At 38.9% G+C, this 18,971-nt stretch carries 22 protein-coding genes and 1 tRNA gene; 14 read left to right on the top strand and 9 right to left on the bottom strand.

Annotation, left to right across the window (positions count from 1 at the left end):
• The first annotated feature begins 97 nt into the window (after positions 1–97).
• From U859_RS0118170 to U859_RS0118145, 6 genes are all read left to right on the top strand, one after another.
• Positions 98–1,243 carry a methionine aminotransferase gene (locus U859_RS0118170; RefSeq protein ID WP_025144754.1) on the top strand — a complete coding sequence of 382 codons (1,146 nt, stop codon included), beginning with the start codon at positions 98–100 and terminating at the stop codon, positions 1,241–1,243.
• 19 nt (positions 1,244–1,262) lie between these two features.
• Positions 1,263–2,066 carry a nitrilase family protein gene (locus U859_RS0118165; protein WP_029985933.1) on the top strand — a complete coding sequence of 268 codons (804 nt, stop codon included), beginning with the start codon at positions 1,263–1,265 and terminating at the stop codon, positions 2,064–2,066.
• A gap of 231 nt (positions 2,067–2,297) precedes the next feature.
• On the top strand, positions 2,298–3,332 hold the full coding sequence (locus U859_RS0118160; RefSeq protein ID WP_025144752.1) for a N(4)-(beta-N-acetylglucosaminyl)-L-asparaginase: 1,035 nt from the start codon (positions 2,298–2,300) through the stop codon (positions 3,330–3,332).
• Positions 3,333–3,365: 33 nt separating this feature from the next.
• A complete protein-coding gene (locus U859_RS0118155) occupies positions 3,366–4,244 on the top strand; it encodes a YegJ family protein (RefSeq protein ID WP_025144751.1) in 879 nt (292 codons plus the stop codon).
• Positions 4,245–4,264: 20 nt separating this feature from the next.
• Complete coding sequence (locus U859_RS0118150) at positions 4,265–5,032, top strand: copper homeostasis protein CutC (RefSeq protein WP_029985931.1); 768 nt, start codon at positions 4,265–4,267, stop codon at positions 5,030–5,032.
• Positions 5,033–5,321: 289 nt separating this feature from the next.
• Entirely contained in the window at positions 5,322–5,846 is a 525-nt protein-coding gene (locus U859_RS0118145) for a hypothetical protein (protein WP_025144749.1), read from the top strand.
• Positions 5,847–6,539: 693 nt separating this feature from the next.
• Here the strand turns inward: U859_RS0118145 and U859_RS0118140 are convergent.
• A complete protein-coding gene (locus tag U859_RS0118140; RefSeq protein ID WP_025144748.1) occupies positions 6,540–7,526 on the bottom strand; it encodes a D-alanine--D-alanine ligase in 987 nt (328 codons plus the stop codon).
• Between the two features lie 210 nt (positions 7,527–7,736).
• On the opposite strand from U859_RS0118140, the gene U859_RS0118135 reads away from it, so the two are divergent.
• From U859_RS0118135 to U859_RS0118105, 7 genes are all read left to right on the top strand, one after another.
• The gene (locus U859_RS0118135) at positions 7,737–8,507 is read left to right on the top strand and encodes a PASTA domain-containing protein (protein ID WP_025144747.1); all 771 of its coding nucleotides are present in this window, start codon (positions 7,737–7,739) and stop codon (positions 8,505–8,507) included.
• A gap of 18 nt (positions 8,508–8,525) precedes the next feature.
• Complete coding sequence (gene mltG / locus U859_RS0118130) at positions 8,526–9,581, top strand: endolytic transglycosylase MltG (RefSeq protein WP_025144746.1); 1,056 nt, start codon at positions 8,526–8,528, stop codon at positions 9,579–9,581.
• The gene (locus U859_RS0118125; RefSeq protein WP_025144745.1) at positions 9,581–9,985 is read left to right on the top strand and encodes an acyl-CoA thioesterase; all 405 of its coding nucleotides are present in this window, start codon (positions 9,581–9,583) and stop codon (positions 9,983–9,985) included. The genes mltG and U859_RS0118125 overlap by 1 nt, the downstream gene beginning before the upstream one ends.
• 12 nt (positions 9,986–9,997) lie before the next feature.
• Entirely contained in the window at positions 9,998–10,987 is a 990-nt protein-coding gene (locus U859_RS0118120) for a YihY/virulence factor BrkB family protein (protein ID WP_025144744.1), read from the top strand.
• A gap of 94 nt (positions 10,988–11,081) precedes the next feature.
• A tRNA-Ser gene (locus tag U859_RS0118115) sits at positions 11,082–11,166 on the top strand.
• Positions 11,167–11,238: 72 nt separating this feature from the next.
• Positions 11,239–11,685 carry a kinase gene (locus tag U859_RS0118110; RefSeq protein WP_025144743.1) on the top strand — a complete coding sequence of 149 codons (447 nt, stop codon included), beginning with the start codon at positions 11,239–11,241 and terminating at the stop codon, positions 11,683–11,685.
• Entirely contained in the window at positions 11,675–12,430 is a 756-nt protein-coding gene (locus U859_RS0118105) for a tRNA(His) guanylyltransferase Thg1 family protein (protein WP_025144742.1), read from the top strand. Before U859_RS0118110 ends, U859_RS0118105 begins: the two co-directional genes overlap by 11 nt.
• A 369-nt stretch (positions 12,431–12,799) precedes the next feature.
• Here the strand turns inward: U859_RS0118105 and U859_RS31210 are convergent, their stop codons facing one another.
• Genes U859_RS31210 through U859_RS0118090 form a run of 3 tightly spaced genes read right to left on the bottom strand, consistent with a single transcriptional unit; the run spans position 12,800 to position 14,033 of the window.
• Entirely contained in the window at positions 12,800–13,111 is a 312-nt protein-coding gene (locus U859_RS31210) for a hypothetical protein (RefSeq protein WP_025144741.1), read from the bottom strand.
• Entirely contained in the window at positions 13,087–13,368 is a 282-nt protein-coding gene (locus tag U859_RS0118095; protein WP_025144740.1) for a hypothetical protein, read from the bottom strand. Before U859_RS0118095 ends, U859_RS31210 begins: the two co-directional genes overlap by 25 nt.
• Before the next feature lie 47 nt (positions 13,369–13,415).
• A complete protein-coding gene (locus U859_RS0118090) occupies positions 13,416–14,033 on the bottom strand; it encodes an SRPBCC domain-containing protein (protein ID WP_240183070.1) in 618 nt (205 codons plus the stop codon).
• Positions 14,034–14,193: 160 nt separating this feature from the next.
• On the opposite strand from U859_RS0118090, the gene U859_RS0118085 reads away from it, so the two are divergent.
• On the top strand, positions 14,194–15,168 hold the full coding sequence (locus U859_RS0118085; protein WP_025144738.1) for a GlxA family transcriptional regulator: 975 nt from the start codon (positions 14,194–14,196) through the stop codon (positions 15,166–15,168).
• A gap of 78 nt (positions 15,169–15,246) precedes the next feature.
• Here the strand turns inward: U859_RS0118085 and U859_RS0118080 are convergent, their stop codons facing one another.
• The 5 genes from U859_RS0118080 to U859_RS0118060 all read right to left on the bottom strand — a co-directional run bounded on the left by U859_RS0118080 (position 15,247) and on the right by U859_RS0118060 (position 18,971).
• Positions 15,247–15,948, bottom strand: a complete 702-nt coding sequence (locus U859_RS0118080; RefSeq protein ID WP_025144737.1) for a sulfite exporter TauE/SafE family protein — start codon at positions 15,946–15,948, stop codon at positions 15,247–15,249.
• Entirely contained in the window at positions 15,945–16,373 is a 429-nt protein-coding gene (locus tag U859_RS0118075; protein WP_029985927.1) for a FixH family protein, read from the bottom strand. Before U859_RS0118075 ends, U859_RS0118080 begins: the two co-directional genes overlap by 4 nt.
• A 106-nt stretch (positions 16,374–16,479) precedes the next feature.
• Positions 16,480–17,850, bottom strand: a complete 1,371-nt coding sequence (gene ccoG / locus U859_RS0118070; protein WP_029985926.1) for a cytochrome c oxidase accessory protein CcoG — start codon at positions 17,848–17,850, stop codon at positions 16,480–16,482.
• Positions 17,834–18,802, bottom strand: a complete 969-nt coding sequence (locus tag U859_RS0118065) for a cbb3-type cytochrome c oxidase N-terminal domain-containing protein (RefSeq protein WP_025144734.1) — start codon at positions 18,800–18,802, stop codon at positions 17,834–17,836. Before U859_RS0118065 ends, ccoG begins: the two co-directional genes overlap by 17 nt.
• Positions 18,789–18,971 carry a hypothetical protein gene (locus tag U859_RS0118060; RefSeq protein WP_025144733.1) on the bottom strand — a complete coding sequence of 61 codons (183 nt, stop codon included), beginning with the start codon at positions 18,969–18,971 and terminating at the stop codon, positions 18,789–18,791. The genes U859_RS0118065 and U859_RS0118060 overlap by 14 nt, the downstream gene beginning before the upstream one ends.

Here is an 18,971-nt window from a genome sequence, read left to right as displayed (position 1 = left end):
TTTAATAAGCTTAGCTTAAATTTTAGTGTAAGTCATTTGATCATATTGGCAATCCTGTATAAGCATTAAGCTTTTTTTTCCTATTTTCGCTTATACGATGCTGAATATACAATCTAAACTTCCTGGTGTAGGTACCACCATTTTTTCGGTGATGAGTAAACTTGCGGCAGAACACAATGCCATTAATTTATCACAAGGATTTCCTGATTACGCCTGCGACCCAGTGCTTATTGAATTGGTAAACAAAGCCATGAAAGATGGTTTTAACCAATATGCGCCAATGCCTGGCGATAATTTTTTAAAAGAAACCATTGCAGAGAAAGTTGAAAAACTTTATCAAGTAAAATATAATCCAGAAACGGAAATAACCGTTACAGCAGGTGGAACGCAGGCCATTTTTACCGCATTGGCGGCCATCATTAATGCGGGCGATGAGGTGATAATTTTCGAACCTGCTTATGATAGTTATGCACCTACTGTAAAACTTTTGGGTGGTTTGGTTAAAACCTACGAACTTGCCCCTCCTACCTACGGTATAGATTGGGACATGGTTAAAAAGCTGTTTACGGCTAAAACCAGGATGATTATCTTAAATACGCCACAGAATCCTACCGGGAGTATTTTATCATCAGACGATATGCAATCGTTGATTAAACTGATCAGTGGTACCGATATTTTAATTTTAAGCGATGAGGTTTATGAACATTTAATTTATGATGAACAAAAACACCAAAGTGTAATGCTCTATCCTGAATTAAAGCAGCGAAGCTTTATTGTGGCCTCTTTCGGCAAACTTTTACATGCTACCGGTTGGAAACTCGGTTACTGCCTGGCACCTGAAAAACTCATGAAGGAATTTAGAAAGGTACACCAATTTAACGTTTTCAGCGTTAATAGTCCCATGCAGCAGGCTATTGCCGAATACATTAAAGAACCGAAAAATTATACTGGATTAGCCAGTTTTTTTCAACAGAAACGTGATTATTTCAGAGATCTTTTGGCCGAGAGCCGTTTTAAACTTTTGCCTTGTAACGGTTCTTATTTTCAGTGTGCAAGCTATAGCGATATCAGCGATGAAAAAGATACCGATTTTAGTATGCGCTTAATTAAAGAATTTGGAGTAGCCACCATTCCTGTTTCGGCATTTTATCAGAAATTGACCGACCATAAAATCATTCGCTTCTGCTTTGCCAAAGAAAATGCTACACTAGCCCAAGCTGCAGAGAAATTAAAAAACGTTTAACCAGTTTAAAACATTAAAAATGGAAGCACCTGTTTACACTCAAATAGAAAACCTGAAAGTAACTGTCTTTCAAGCTTATCTCTTTTGGGAAAACATTGAAAAAAACCTTTTAAATCTGGCGTTGAGGCTATCGATGGGTGTCAGGGAAAAAACCGACATCATTATCTTGCCCGAAATGTTTAATACCGGTTTTAGCATGAATTCGGAAGCATTGGCTGAAGAAATGGGTGGAAAAACCATGCAATGGATGCAAAAAATGGCAGATCTGTACAATTGTGTGGTTACAGGAAGCTTAATTATAAAAGAAAACGACCAATATTATAATCGTTTAATCTGGATGGAACCAGATGGCAAACATCAGCATTACGATAAACGCCATTTATTTGGTATGGGTGATGAAGATGAGCATTTTAGTCCGGGCAAAGAGAAACTTATTGTTGAGCTTAAGGGCTGGAAAATCAGACTGGCCATCTGCTACGATCTACGTTTTCCGGTTTGGTTACGAAATGTAGATCAGGAATACGACATTTTGCTTTTTGTTGCCAATTGGCCTGATAAACGCTCGGCACACTGGAAAGCGCTTATTCCTGCCCGGGCTATCGAAAACCAAAGTTATGTGATTGCCGTAAACCGTGTTGGACATGATGGCAACCAGATTTATCATAGCGGACTATCCATGTGTTTAGATCCTTACGGAAATACCGTTTATTACAAGCCAGAAGATGAGGATTTATACACTTTTAGCATCAATTATGAAGAACTGGTTAAAGTGAGAAGGCAGTTCCCGTTTTTAAAGGATGCGGATAGGTTTACGATTGATTAATTAATAACCAATAATCAAATCGCAATGTTCAGGCAATAAGTAAAACGATTAATGAATAATGACCAATATTCAAATCACAATAATCAGAACATTAAGCCATTAAACAATATAGATTAATAATAACCAATATTCAAATCACAATCTTCAAACAGGATTAGTCGATTTAACAATTTAACAATTCGTCAATCAAACAATTAACCAGTTAACCAATTTAAACAATTAACCAAACTAATGTTTAACCGCCGTAAATTTATAAAAGCATCTGCCCTATCTGCCGGATTGCTTGCCATTGATAAAAGCAGCATAGCTGAAGTGCTTCCTCACAAAGATTCAAAAGCAGCAAATTTCCCGATTGTGATTTCTACCTGGGATTTTGGTATTGCAGCAAATGCTGATGCATGGAAAGTATTATCAAAAGGCGGACGTGCGATAGACGCTGTAGAACAGGGTGTCTGGGTTCCGGAAGCAGACGAAAAAAATCAATCGGTGGGTTATGGTGGGCTACCAGACCGTGATGGACGAGTAACCCTTGATGCCTGCATTATGGATGAACAAGGCAATTGCGGTGCTGTTTTAGCACTCGAATATATTAAACACCCCATTTCAGTAGCCCGTAAAGTAATGGAAAAAACGCCCCATGTAATGCTGGCCGGCGATGGCGCTTTGCAGTTTGCCTTGGAACAGGGTTTTAAAAAAGAAAATCTCCTAACTCCTGCAAGCGAAAAAGCATGGAAAGAATGGTTAAAAACGGCAAAATATGCGCCGGTAATGAATATTGAAAATAAACTTTACGAAAAAGCAGCGCCGCAAAAATTACCAGGAAATCAATATAACCACGATACCATCGGGATGTTAGCGATTGATGCAAAAGGAAACATTTCTGGCGCCTGTACCACCAGTGGTATGGCTTATAAATTACATGGACGGATTGGCGACAGTCCGATTATTGGTGCAGGTTTATATGTAGACAATGAAATTGGTGGCGCAACCTCCACCGGTGTGGGTGAAGAAGTGGTAAGAAATGTAGGTTCATTTTTAGTGGTGGAACTGATGCGCCAGGGTTATAGTCCGGAAGCAGCCTGTAAAGAAGCCGTTATGCGCATCATCAAAAAGAAACCAGAAACAGCCAAAAACATACAAGTCGGCTTTTTAGCCATCAATAAAAAAGGAGAATACGGCGCTTATGCCATTCAGCAAGGCTTTAGTTATGCAGTTTGCAATGCAGAAAGACAAGATTTATTGATCAAGGGAAAAAGTTATTACTAAGAAATCCATCCAATAGAATAAACTCAATTTAAAATGGGCCTACTATCTAAAATTTTTGGAAAAAAGAATGTAGAAGAACGTAAGGACGAACCCGACATGGTTTATGTTCCAAACGAAGATGAACGCATGAACTGGGCAATTGAAAAGGCGAATTTAACGCTTTGGTATTTTGAAGAAAGTCTTGCCCATCCTCAGCCACATCATGCCTATTTCTCTGTTAAAGTTCATATTATAGATGGCGAAAATAGCGAGCATATTTGGCTTACTGAACCTCATTTTGATGATGAAGGTAATCTTTTTGGTACAGTAGGTAACGAACCTGTAAGTGTGGGTACGGTTAAACTAAACCAGAAGATTGGGATCGATCGCGACCTGATATCAGACTGGATGAGTATTGAAAATGGCCGACTAATTGGCGGTTACACCATAAGAGCGGTCAGAGACGGTATACCTGAAAAAGATAAGGCCGAATTCGACAGTAGTGTAGGCTTGTATATTGATGAAGGTGTAGATTACTTCAGGGCAAACGCTGATACTCCGGAAGGTGCAATATTAGCCCTGGAGAATGCTTATAATGCTAAAGATCTTGATGCTGCAATAACATTTAAAGATTTCTTTGAGGAAGCAAGAATCATGCTTTCCAAATTGAAAATGGAGTTAGATAACGACATCATCACTGAAACAGCAGAAGTACTTAAATTATCTTTTATCAATAGTATGGAAGAACATGGCTTTCCTGATTTTTCCGGTCTTCAGAATGCTTTTCCTGAACGGCAAAAAATTGATGACTCCCATTGGGTAATTACTGAAGTATGCTGGTTTCCGGATGGTGGAAAATCAACTCAGCTACTCAATACCTATAAATCGCCAAAAGGCTGGGTTGTTTTAGGCCCTGTAGAAACAGAAGAATAATTCAAATTATATCCATTTAAATGAAAAGTGATTCAATCACAAAAAATGCCTGTTTAGAAGTTTGCGCAAATTCCTATGCTTCAGCATTGGCTGCTCAAAATGGCGGTGCTAAAAGGGCTGAATTTTGCGATAACCTGGCCGAGGGCGGTACTACACCAAGTTATGGTCAGCTGGCATTAGCCAAGAAAAACCTGTCCATCGAAATCTGGCCGATTATCCGTCCGAGGGGTGGCGATTTTTTATATTCCGACACAGAATTTGAGTTAATGAAAGAAGATATAAAAATCTGCAAATCATTAAATTGTGAAGGTATTGTTATAGGAATACTGAAAGCAGATGGTGCAATTGACAAAGAAAGGTGTGCCGAACTGATCGAATTGGCTAAACCAATGGCTGTAGCTTTCCACAGGGCTTTTGATATGAGTAACGATATGGATCAGGCACTGGAAGATCTAATCGAACTCGGCATCAAAAGAGTGCTTACTTCTGGTGGTGCATCTTCAGCCCCATTAGGTGCAGAAAAACTATCTCAATTGGTTAAAAAGGCAAATGGCAGGATCACAATCATGCCTGGTGCCGGAATAAATGAAGGCAACATCCAGCAACTCATTAACCAAACGGGAGCAACAGAATTTCATGCTTCGGCAAAGGAATTTGTGGCCAGTAAAATGAAATTCAGAAATACCGAAACCAAAATGGGTAGTATTGAGGATGAATATCGTTACGAATTAACTTCTGAAATTAAAGTTAAAGCTTTAGTTGATTGTATTAATCAGATTGAGCACTAATAAATTATAAGTTCATTGAAACAGGGAGCTTCAATGAACTTATATGTCTTATATGGTAACATTATAGCACCTGTTTTTAAACCATATAAGACATGTAAGAAAATTAAGCTCCAAGATATCTTAACGCATCTTATTAATTCGAAAGCGTTGTAGTTCAATCTTGAATCTTTCATGTCTGAATTTTCTTTCTCTTCTAATTATTTGAAAATCTCCCCTTTAAATGAAATATTTTAATTTGTAAAATCATGTTTTTTTATATTTTTGGGCAAAAATCAAACAAACAAAAAGTATGAGGAAAATCATCATTTTAATGACTCTCGTTTTAACTACATTTTTTGCCAAAGCGCAGGTTGATGTAATTACAAAACACAATGGAGAAACAATCAAAGGTAAAGTTGTTAAGGTAGAAGAATACGATGTTGTATTTAAATACGATGGAGAAGATTCTGACAATACCTTAGGAAAGTATGCAATCGAAAAAATTGTTTACGGTAAAAGCGGAAGAGTAGAAAATATTACCGAAAAAATTGTAGTATCTACCGAAGAAGACTGGGAAAAGGTTGTTATTTTAGAAGACAAAGCAGCTTCAACAGGCTTAAAAAAAGTAGAAGAAGTTAGGGGTAAAACTGGTTTGATTAACTACCACACCGGAAACACAGGCGATAAAAAAGCAGAGAAAAAATTAAAAATGGAAGCTGCTAAAATTGGTTGTCCGTTTATTTTCTTAACTGACGATAAAAGCACAGTAGGTTCATCATCTAACAGAATGGGTGGTTCGCAAAACATTAAAAAAGGAATTGCTTACAAGTATTAATCTTTTAAAAACTATCAAAAAAAGAGGATATCCGGGAGGGTATCCTCTTTTTTTAAACCATATAAGACATAAGAGAAAATATAAGCTCAGTACGGCTAATTTTTAATATCCCAAAAGAGTTACATTTTCCGTGTTCTCAGTGTCTCCGTGGCAATTCTATCTTTTTTGCGCTTGATTAACGCGATGATCTGTGAGGACACAGACCATGGTATTTTGAGTAATGTTTATTGAACTTATGTGTCTTATATGGTAAAACATTATAGCACTTGTTTTTAAACCATATAAGACATGTAAGAAAATATAAGCTCAGAGCGGTTATTTGAGAAACCGGAAAAGAGTTATATTTTCCGTGTTTTCAGTGCATCCGTGGCAATTCTGATTAACGCGATGGTCAGTGAGGACACAGACCATGGCATTTGAGTAATGTTTATTGAACTTATGAGCTTCAATTAACTTATATGTCTTATATGGGAAAACATTATAGCACCTGTTTTTAAACCATGTAAGACATGTAAGAAAATATAAGCTCCAGCGCTAATTTTGAGCAACCCGTAACAAGTTATATTTTCCGTGTTCTCAGTGTCTCCGTGGCAATTTTTAATTTTATGCGCCTCATTTGCGCTTAATGACCGTGATGGTCTGTGAGGACACAGACCAAGGAATTTGGTCGAAATGACTATTTCACTCAATGCATTAACCCAATGTTTCCTTCATTAAACGGGTATAAAACTCTTTAAGCGATATGCCCATCGCAGCTACCTGTTGAGGGATAAAACTTGTGGCCGTTTGTCCGGGGATGGTATTGATTTCGATAAAATAAAATTTTCCTGTTTCGTGCTCCAGGAAATAATCTACACGCACCACTCCCCTGCAATTTAGCTTTTTATATACATCAGTAACCACTTGTTGCACACGTTGCAATTCTTCCTCATTCATGCGGCCAGGCGTAATTTCTTCTGTAGCACCAGGCGTATATTTCGCTTCAAAATCAAAAAATTCATTTTGTGGGATCACTTCTGTTGTGGGTAAAACAATGATTTTTCCTTCGGCACCAAAAACACCGATCGAAAATTCCCTTCCGCTTACAAATTCCTCAATTAAAATCTGGGTATCTTCTTTAAAAGCCTTTTCAATGGCTTCGTCAAGGTCATCGGCGTGTTTTACCTTACTCATGCCAATGCTGCTCCCGCCACTATTGGGTTTCACAAAATAAGGCAGTCTTAAATCCTGTTTAATCTGGCTTAAACTGTAATTTCCGCCTTTAAATATCTGAAAGGATTTCGCAGTATACAAGTTATCAATCCCTTCAACTATGGCCTTGGTGTAACCTTTGTTCATCGTAATTGATGAAGTTAAGGCATCGCAGGTGGTGTACGGAATACTGAGCATATCGAAATAGCCCTGTAATTTTCCATCTTCACCAGGCGAACCATGAATGGCAATAAAAACCCCATCAAACTTTATCCTGCGGCCATCAAGCGTTAAGGAAAAATCATTTTTATCAATTTCAATCTTTACAGAATCAGCCGGCTCATAAAACCATCCTTTTTCGTTCAGCATAATTTTATAAACATCGTATAAATTAGGGTCGATGTTCTGGGCAATTGTTGCTGCACTTTTTACCGAAACAACCCATTCGCCTGTGGTACCGCCTGTTAACAACGCAATAGTTTTCTTCATGTCAGAAATCCTTTTATAAATAGAAATTGAATATAAATATATCCCCAAAAATATAAATATCTTTGTGCTTTGATCACATTAACGGAACAATTATTGAAGAGAGAGGGATTGAATTAGCGAATGATTGGATGGCGATTTAGATTCTATAATTCAATCAATAATTAAAATAGTTACATTTGAGCTTATACGCATAAACCCCATTTAAGATACATGTCTAAATTTATAGATTACTTAAAAACCAAATCGTTTAGAAACAACATTTTAGCTGCCGTAATTACCGTTATTGCATTGCTCCTGATTGCATTTTTTAGCTTAAGATATTACACCAAACATGGTGAAGGATTAAATGTGCCTATGGTAAAGGGTCTTTCTTTTGAACAAGCAGTAAAAAAACTGGAAGATGCCGGATTAAAATACGAAGTAGATTCTGTTTTTATCATGGATCAGCCTGCCGGGATTGTAATTGACCAGGATCCTGACCCCAATACTTTTGTAAAAGATAACCGTACCATTTATTTAACCATTAATGCGGGTAAAACACCAAATACAAAATTCCCGGATATTGCGTTTAAAACCTTACGTGAAGCGCAAGCGATTATTGAAAGTTCGAGGTTAAAACTGGGCGATACCACCTATAAACCGGATGTAAGCCGTGATGTGGTACTGGAAGCCTCTTTTGGCGGTCAACCGATTGCTGCAGGACAAATTGTTCCGGTAGGTTCGAGGATTAACCTGGTACTGGGTGATGGCCGTGGAAATGAAGAAGTAGACATTCCGCAATTGATGGGCTTAACCATGGATGAAGCGAAGTTTAGTTTGAGGGGCTCGAACCTCAGTTTAGGTACCATTATTTATGAAGGAGCAGTAACCGACAGTGCTGCTGCCATTATTATAAAACAAGACCCCATGTTAGTTGATTCGTTAACAAAAGTACCTTTAGGCACTAAAATCAACATTACACTATCCAATAAACAACAATAACATACGCATACGATACAGATGACTGAAGTAGAAAAAAAGACCACGAGCACAGGCAAAAAAGCCGCAATTATAATTGCGCTGATTGTTATTCTAATTGCCGGTTACTTTGCGCTGAACATTTACAGGCTTTACTTTGCCCCTAACATTACCGAAAATCAAAAATATTTATATATCAAAACGGGTAGTAGCTATGACGATCTGCTTGCCGAAATCAAAAAGAAAGACCTGGTAAAGAACATCGGATCTTTTACTGCCGCTGCCGGAAAAATGAACCTGGCAACAAGCGTTAAACCCGGCCGTTACCGTTTGAAAAAAGGCATGACCAACCGCTCGCTGATTAACCTGATCAAAGCCGGAAATCAGGATCCTGTTAAACTGAAATTCCAGAATATCCGTAAGAAAGAAAATTTTGCGGCCTACCTGGCTAGTAACCTTGAAGCCGATTCGTTAAGTTTTATCCGTGTATTAGATTCAACTGCATTGATCAGCAAATACGGCTTCAACCAGGATAATGTGTATGCGATGTTTATCCCGAATACTTATGAAATGTACTGGAATATCTCGCCGGTTGACTTTTTTGAGCGCATGCACAAAGAATACGATAAATTCTGGAATGCCGACCGTAAACAAAAAGCGGCAAGCTTAAATCTTACGCCTGCACAGGTATATACCTTAGCCTCCATTGTTGATGGCGAGGCGCTTTACGATAAAGAAATGCCCATTATCGCCGGTTTATATTTAAACCGCCTGAACAAAGGCATTTTATTACAGGCCGATCCGACGGTGATATTCGCCAATAACGACTTTACCGTAAAAAGGGTGACCGGAAAATTATTGCAGGTGCAATCGCTTTACAATACCTATAAATATGCAGGTTTGCCTCCGGGCCCGATTATGATGCCAAGTATTAATGCCATTGACGCCGTGTTAAACCGTGATAAAAACAATTACATTTACATGTGTGCCAAAGAAGATTTCTCGGGTTACCATAACTTTGCTGAAACCAAGGCAGAACACGAAATCAATGCAAAAAAATATCGCGAGGCTTTAAACAAAAGAAATATCTTTAAATAATGTATAGCCACAGTACAAAAATCAGGGTGCGCTATGGCGAGACCGATCAGATGGGTTATATGTATTATGGCAATTATGCACAGTACTACGAAGTGGGCCGTGTAGAAATGTTGCGGAGTTTAGGCATGAGCTACAGTTCTATGGAAGCTGACGGCATTATGATGCCTGTGTTGGAATTAAAATGTAAATACATTAAACCTGCCTTATACGACCAGGAGATTACGGTTAAAACCATTGTTAAAACTTTGCCCGGCATCCGCATTTTCTTTGAGTATGAACTGTACAATGAAAATGAAGAACTGATCAACATTGGGGCGACAACGCTTGTTTTTGTAGACATGAAGAAAAACAAGCCCACCAACCCTCCCGAAAACTTTATGGAAAAGTTATCGGTATTTTTTTAATTAACAGCTACAATGGAATGGTTACACCGGCAATTATTACATCTTAAGCTCTATTCCAGATTTATAGAATGGACTAAGGGATGTATTTTGCCCGGATTTAGCCCGCTTCCCTTATATACGGTTGCTACGTTTTTCTTCCGCGAAATCGGTAAAGATGCACTCGTAAACAAATCTTCGTCGCTGGCTTACAGTTTTATGCTGGCCATTTTCCCGGGCATTATCTTCTTGTTTACCTTAATTCCTTTTATCCCGATAAAGGGTTTCCAGGATCAGCTTTTAAATCTGATCCAGCTGGTACTGCCACATAATGCCTTTGATGCCTTTGAGACCACACTAAAAGACATCATCAAAAAGCAGAATACGGGTTTGTTATCTTTCGGTTTTTTATCGGCACTCTTTTTTGCGACCAATGGAGTTAAAAACCTGATGAAGGCCTTCAACAAATCATCATTGATTATCGAAACCAGGGGCTGGTTAAAACAACGTTTAATTGCATTGATCTTAACGGTTATCATCTGCTTTTCAATCATCATCTGCATCAGTGCGATGGCTTTAGGCGAGGTTCTGCTAAACAAAATCAATGATGAACTACACTTAAAAGATAGTTTTTTGGTTTATACCATCAAATTTACCAGATGGGCACTATTAGCGATTCTGTATTTCATTACCATTTCCATTTTATACCGCTACGGACCCTCGCACACCAAAAAATGGCGCTTGTTTAGCGCCGGCTCGTGGTTAGCTACCATTCTGGCCTTTCTTACCATCTGGGGATTTTCTTTCTACATCAATCATTTTGCCTCTTACAATAAGGTTTATGGCTCCATCGGGACGCTGATTGTAGTGATGATCTGGCTTTACCTCAATTCGCTCATTTTATTGATCGGTTTTGAACTGAATGCCAGCGTTGACGTAAGCAAACGGAGTGTTAAAATTATCCGCCCTACCTTCAACCTGTTCAAAAAATCGGAGCCGATTGAAGAAAACATCCGGAAGAAATAATTTTTTCTCCCTCTGTGTTAAGTAATTATCAAGTTTATATAAAAAAAACGCTTTCTGAGTTTGCAGATTTAAGCTGAGTTTGTACTTTTGCAGCGGAGAGCTGGCAGAGTGGTCGAATGCGGCAGTCTTGAAAACTGTTGACTGTAACAGGTCCGGGGGTTCGAATCCCTCGCTCTCCGCATCAAATGAAAGGAAGAATTAACAATAATTCTTCCTTTTTTTATATCCATAAAAACCGAATCATTAGGAAGATGGAAGCAATTATATTTTGTGGCATTCAGGCAACTGGAAAAACTACTTTTTTCAAAGAGAAGTTTTTTAAAACGCATGTACGCATCTCCCTAGATTTATTAAACACGAGAAATAAGGAACTCAGGTTTATTGAAACCTGCATCCTCACCTCTCAACCTTTTGTGGTTGATAATACGAATCCTTCTCTAGAAGAAAGAGCAAAATATATAACCATTGCCAAGGCAAACAAATTCAAAGTAACGGGATATTATTTTCAATCAAAACTGACTAATGCTGTCGAACGTAATAATCAACGATTTGGCAAAGAGAAAATTCCTGAAATTGGTATTAGGGGAACTTTTAAAAAGTTGAGCTTACCATCAATGAATGAGGGTTTCGACGAACTATATTATGTAACGGCTGAAAATAACTCTTTTACTATTAAACTATGGTCGGATGAAATTTGATGATTTGGATGCTAAGATGAGGGTTTATGAAACCGCTCAGGATCGTTGTATTTTGCCTGAGATGTACATGATTGCCAGAATTGATGGCCGGGGGTTTACCAGGCTTACCAAGGAAGTGCACCAGTTTGAAGCGCCGTTTGATGAAAAATTTCGGGATCTGATGGTTGAAACCGTAAAACATCTGATGAACTGCGGTTTTAATATCATTTATGGTTATACGCAAAGTGATGAAATATCGCTGCTATTTCACCCAAGTGAAAATCTTTTTGGGCGAAAGGCAAGAAAATATATTTCCGTTTTGGCTGGCGAAGCCAGTGCTAAATTTTCCTCAATTTTGGGAAATGTTGGCGCATTTGACTGTCGTATATCTGAACTTCCCAATAAAAAATTAGTTGAAGATTATTTCAGATGGCGCAGCGAAGATGCGCACAGGAATGCCTTAAATGCACATTGTTACTGGAGGTTGAGACAGAATAATCATAGCAGAAACCAAGCTTCTTCTAAAATTGAAGGAATGAGCATTGCGGCTAAAAATGAATTACTATTTCAATATGGCATCAATTTTAACAACCTCCCTGCCTGGCAAAAAAGAGGAATCGGTTTTTATTGGAAGAATATAAAAAAAGAAGGGTTTAATCCCAAAACCAGTGAATATGTATCGGCAGATAAACGGGTGCTGTATACTGATTTCGAGTTGCCAATGCGTGAAGAGTACAATAATTTTATACTTGATTTTTTAGAATAGTATTGCCCTTTCTAGTGCAAGTTTAGGTTACTTAGGCTTAGATGACTTGTGCTTTCGTTAAACAATGTATTAATTCATTTAAAAGCCTTAAAGCACAAGTCAATCAGCCCACATCAGGCCTAATCACTAAGACTTATGTTAATGAGGATTCATTTTGTCAGTCTGAGCGTAGTCGAAGACCTTTTTTGATTAAAGATTAATTGTTTACCATATAAAATATAAGATCATGTAAACTTATATTTCTTATACGGTAAATCCTTCGACTTCGCTCAGGATGACCTAAGTGCTATTCTGCGTCAATCAATTTAAATCTGCGGGAACCAATCAAACGAAAGGTTTGCCCGCAGATCACACAGATTACCGCAGATTTTAAAACACCGCCACACCTTTGCCGGTTTGAATATAACTGAACAGGCTTTTTTCAATTAAACTTTGCCAGGCGACTGAACACCCACCATAACATTCGATCGCTGGTACAAGCCCCTGGTGTGTGAAAGTTAACCTGGTTTTGTCTCCTTCAGGACTGATCTCGAATAAGGGCATCGCTTCGATATAGGTAGTGCCTTCAACCGGCATAAAAGTATATTCGGGCAGGCGGTTAAAAAGATAAGCTGAATAATAAAAACGGGCACTCAGTTCCTCAAACTGTTCGGCGGTTAAACGATTTTCGTATCTACCCACTCCTTTTTATCGGTCACAAAGTTGATTTCGCTTTCTGTTACCAGCCACACCACTTTTTTTCCGGGCAGTGATTCGATCACTTTTTGTTTAGAAAAATGAACGTCGCCCATTTGATAGGTAAATTCATCATTTAATTCTCTGGTATCTCCCTTAATTTCTCCCTGCCACCATTCGCTAACCTGATTGATGTCATTAAATACTTCTTCCGCAGATTTATCAACCACAATTGAAGTGTTATAATCTTTTTGCTGTTCCATTTTATTTCAATAAACTGATCATTGTTTTCCCAATATTGGTGCGCGTATTATTTATCTGGTAAACCCCATTTTTTAACAAGTTCTGCGTTAAGGCCACCTTCTTTGCCATTGGGTTTTCCTGTTCCTGTTTCAATAAAATTCTTCAGGCTGCCTTGAATGTAGCCAGTCCATGCATCATGGCAAACTTTATAACATTCATATTCGGGTACCAAACCCTGGTGTGTAAATACAATTTTGGTTTGCTCGCCCTCCAGGATTAACTCAAAAATCAATTTCGTACCAATCCATTCTTTTTTATCTTTCACAAAATTGAACTGATTATCTAATACCAGATAAACGAGTTTTTGACCGGGAATTTTTTCGATAAGTTTCAGTTTACACAAATGCACATCCTTATAATGGTAAAAAAAGGATTCATTGAGTACATCGCTTGGGCCCTGAATTTCTTCCGACCACCAGCCCCTGAAGTTTTGGATGGCCTTAAATGCTGTTTGGGGATCTTTGTTTACCACAATCTGTGTGGTGTAGTCTTTGTTGTTCATAATTGTTTTTTTTAGGTGAGTGGTTTCTGTTAATTCTTTTTGTTGGGCAGGCTTTCCTGTCGGATTTTGGCAGCTGAGCAGTACTGTTAATATAAGCGGTGCAATCGTTACGTTTATTTTCATTTCTTTCGGTTTTTGAGGCATCAGCTAAAATCAATGACCATCTTTTCTAGTTGATATACAAAGTAATAGAGGATTTTATAATTTGCCAGGGTGTTAAATAGACAATATAGCGGGTTGATTTGGACAACAGTATAACTTATCTTTGGGTAAATAAACAGCCATGAAAAACCTGACGATTATCGTACCCAATGGAGAGAATAATTTGAGTAGCATTACCGGAACCTACGAGATTTTTTCGAGGGCAAACCTGTACTGGAAAAACAATACAAAACAGGAGCTGTTTAACATCCAGCTGGCGGGGGTGTCGCAACAGGTGAATTTTAATGCGGGTCTGTTTTCCGTTAAGCCACACACCACGATCGCAGAAATTGCGAAAACCAACCTGATTATTGTACCCTCCCTCAACCACAATTACGAACTTGCGCTGAAAGAAAATGAAGCCTTGGTTACCTGGTTGCAACAACAGCATCAACTGGGTGCTGAAATTGCGACCATCTGTACCGGTACGTTTCTGCTTGCAGCGTCGGGCTTGTTAGATGGAAAGGTTTGTTCTACACACTGGTCAGTTGCTGAAAATTTTCGACTGATGTTTCCGCAAATAAATTTGCAAACGGATCACCTGATTACGGATGAAAGTGGCATTTATACCAATGGCGGAGCTTACTCCTTTTTAAACCTGATTTTGTACCTGATCGAAAAATACTACGACAGGCAAACTGCTATTTATTGCTCCAAAGTTTTCCAGATCGAGATCGACCGCAGCACGCAATCGGAGTTCACGATTTTTAACGGTCAGAAAAAACACGAAGATGAAATTGTGAAACAGGCCCAAAACTATATTGAGCATAATCTGGAAGAAAAAATCACAATCAGCGACCTCTCTTCAAAATTCAATGTTGGCCGCAGGAATTTCGACAGAAGGTTTATCAAAGCAACCGGAAACACCCCTATTGAGTATGCGCAACGGGTTAAAATCGAAATGGCTAAAAAAGCTTTTGAAACCAGCCGAAAAACAATTAATGAAGTGATGTACGCGGTGGGTTATGCAGATGTTAAAGCATTTCGTGAAGTGTTCAGGAAATATACTGGCTTATCGCCTTTAGATTACAGGGGGAAGTATAATAAAGATAGATAGTTCATTGGGTTAATTGTTTAAATTGGTTAATCTGTTAACTGGTCATTAGTAACTGCAAACGGCCAACTGAAAACTTATCTACCTGCATTCTATCGAATGTCCATAGCCACCTGTATTTTTTGGAGACAAAAACGGAATACCCAGATCAGCCGACCGCATAATGAGTAAAGCTCCCATAAAAAGCATGAGCCAGGGGATAAGCTTATTGGTATTAAAACGGATGTACTTTTTCAAAAAGATACCGCCAAGCGAGATCATGAGCATTAATGGTGTAGTACCGAGACCGAAAAGAAACATAAATGTAGCACCCGATTGAACATTCCCAGTATTTAATGCTGTTGCAAGGGCCAGGTAAACCATTCCACAGGGGATAATGCCGTTAAGCACGCCTGCAAACAATCCCCATAATTTTAAGTTGAACACCTTCCCCATTAATTTGCTGAGCGGGTTCATAGCCTTTAACTGAAGCGTTGAAAACCTGTTTCTATAACTTTTATTAAACTGTAAGGCGGTGAATAGAATTAATACGGAACCAATAAGCATGCTCAACGTTTTCTGATCGCTGAAAAGGCGTATGCTGTTTCCTAAAACACCGACCAGCAAACCTAAAATGGTATAAACAGCAATTCTACCCAGCTGATATAAGAAAAGCTGAACCGCACTATCAAAAAAATCCTGCTTTCTGAATGGCATGCCCAACATAATCGGTCCGCACATTACCGCGCAGTGGAGGCTTCCGAACAGTCCCAATAAAAATGCCAATGGCAAATAGTCTGTCATAAGGTAATGTTATTTTTAAACAGATATGCTTTGCCCTCGGCACGCCATGATAGGTTGATAAACCACATTCCCTTAGCCATTTTTGTTCTATCAACCAGGATAAGATGCGAGGTTCCGGTGGTGCTTCCTTTCCGTTTAACATCATCGTCGCTGTTGGCAGGCCGCATCAGTACCAGCTCATATTGCGCACTGTCTTTTAACTGTATTACAATTTGGGTATCGGTAATGGTAATTTTAGGCTTCGCATCGTCATTTAATACATTCTGTTTGGCATCGTATTCTGCATTGTAATTGATTCCCTTTTCGTAATAATTTTCTTCGATCAGGGCATCCCTACCGTGCACATGGAACATGTAAATTACCATCCCCACGATAAACATCATAAATGCAACCATCCCCATTACTATTTTTGTTCCCCAGTTCATACGTTTTGTTTTTAAATTAATGATTGAATTTTGAATGAGTGAATGTTTAAAGGCAAATCCCATATTCGATCGTTAACATTCAGTCATTCTCTCACTCTTCATTCAATCATTCGCTTTCCGGCTGTGCGAAAAAACTAGTTGTTGCGGTACTCAAAACCTCGCCATTGGCAAGTACTTCGAAAACCGCATCTGTTTTATATTTTTTAATCGAACTATTTTTCCTGACCAAAAAGAACGTGAGGTGCACGGTTCCTTCTTTAGGCAAAACAGTTGCATGCTGAATAAAATCGATCTGATCACCACTATCCTGCGACCTAAAAGAAAATTTGACCGCCTTATTGGTTTTGTTCACCAGCTCTGCATTGTACAGGTTACTGGTTTTATCAGTCCCCCTGCTTTGGTATAAAGTACCGCTGGCCCTTAAAACGGTGGTCTGGATGTTTTCTCTCTTATAAATCAGTGAAGAGAAAACCATTAATACCACGAATAAAACCGCAGCATAACCGTAAGATTTTAAACCAATTTTATAAGGTTTGCGATCTGCAATAAAATCCTGATTAAAGAAACCGATCAGGTTTTTGGGTTTACCTATTTTCAACATGACTTCGTTACACGAATCGATGCAAACGGTACAGTTCACACATTCAAGCTGTGTTCCCTGGCGGATATCAATACCCGTAGGGCAAACCTGTACACAGAGTCCACAATCAATACAATCGCCAGTTTTCTGTTCCAATGCATTTCGTTGTAAACGTCCGCGGGGTTCGCCCCTGGTAAAATCGTAAGCTACCACGAGGCTCTGGTTATCAAGTAACACCCCCTGAAGCCTACCATAAGGACAGATTACAGTACATACCACCTCGCGTACATAGGCAAATACGCCATAAAATATAAGGGTAAACAGCCAGATGGATATAAACCCCGAAACATGGCCCGCAATGGGTTCAGTGATAATTTTAAGCAGTACATCCGAACCGATCATATAAGCCAGAAAGGTATTGGCAATGGCAAAAGAGATCAGCAGGAAAATGAAATGTTTGCTTCCTTTTTTCCTTATCTTTTCTGCGTTCCAGGGGCCTTCGTCAAGTTTCTTTTGTTTACTGGCATCGCCCTCAATCCAGTATTCTATTCTACGGAACACCATTTCCATAAAAATGGTCTGCGGACAGGCCCATCCGCACCATAGCCTGCCCAATACCACTGTAAAACATACAATGAAGATAATAAAGATGAGCATGGCGAGTGCAAAAAGGTAAAAATCCTGCGGGGTAAAAATCAACCCAAAGAAAACAAATTTCCTTTCGATGAAATTCAGCAGCACCAGTTGCTCGCCATTGAGTTTTAAAAACGGACAGGAGAACAAAAATAACAGCAGGGCATAACTTACCCATTTCCGGTAGGTGTATAATCTACCCGATGGTTTTTTAGGGTAAATGAAATTCCTGCCCCTGCTTTCCGGTTTATTTTTTGGTAACATCGGCTTGATTTACACTGTCCTTCGCTGCTTTCATCTCATTATCTTTCATGTCTTTCGCCTCATATTTTTCGCCCTGTGGGGCTTTGGCACCAGCAGGGTTGCTTCCTTTTAACGACAAGATAAAATTAGCAACCGCACTGATCTGTTTAGGGTTAAGGTTTTTCTCCCAACTGATCATTCCCTTTTCAGGAACACCATATTTAATGGTTTTAAACACATTATTGATGCCGCCGCCATGCAACCAGTAATCATCGGTTAAGTTCGGGCCAATCACCCCCTGGCCTTTATCGCCATGGCAAACTACACAGTTGGTGTTAAATATGGTTTTCCCATCTGCCAGTACAGCTGGGGTATTATCAAATTTTACGGAATTTTCATCAATGGTATTGGCTGATTTTTCGAGATAAGCTGCTTTTTCTACCTGTGCCTTGGCCATTTCATTTTCATATTCTTTATCCTGCAGATCGCCATAACCACCGATGTGGTAATAAAAGAGATAACCAGCAGCGAAAATCATCGTACCAAAAAACAGGAAGTTGAACCAGGCCGGTACCGGATTGTTCAGCTCTTTGATGCCATCGTAAGCATGATCAATTACCAGGTTCTTTTCTTCTTCAATAGGTTTTAAACCCAATAATTTTGCCCAGACAGAAGGTTTTACCGTTTTCTGTTTTAACCAGCTATCGTAATCGAGCACCTCCTCTTTTACAGGTTCGCTGTATGGAGTAGGGTTTAACTGTTCCTGGTACATTACCTTAAAAGCATTAAGCAGCGTTACCGAAACAAAAAGCAGTACCAGCGCAAAAAGCAAAAGCAATACAATGAGTATTTCAGATTGGCTAAGTCCTAATCCAGGCTGAGAAGGTATTACAGCCTCTGCAGTTTTCTCCTCAGCAGCAGATGCTACAATTGATAAAAACAGGAACGATAACAATAGTTTAATCTTCTTCATATACATCAGGCTGGTTTTCTTGTAAAGGAATTTCGCTCATTACTTCAATATGTTTTTTACTTAATTTGAGCAGGTAAACGCCCACGATTACAAAAAACACCATGAACATAAGCAGAGAGGTAACGAGGTATATTTCGCCACCGGCTAAATTTTTGATCTGGTTGAACAT

Origin of the sequence: Pedobacter jeongneungensis (genome assembly GCF_000633455.1) — a bacterium.
GTDB lineage: Bacteria > Bacteroidota > Bacteroidia > Sphingobacteriales > Sphingobacteriaceae > Pedobacter > Pedobacter jeongneungensis_A.
This window is presented reverse-complemented; position numbering and strand designations above follow the sequence as displayed.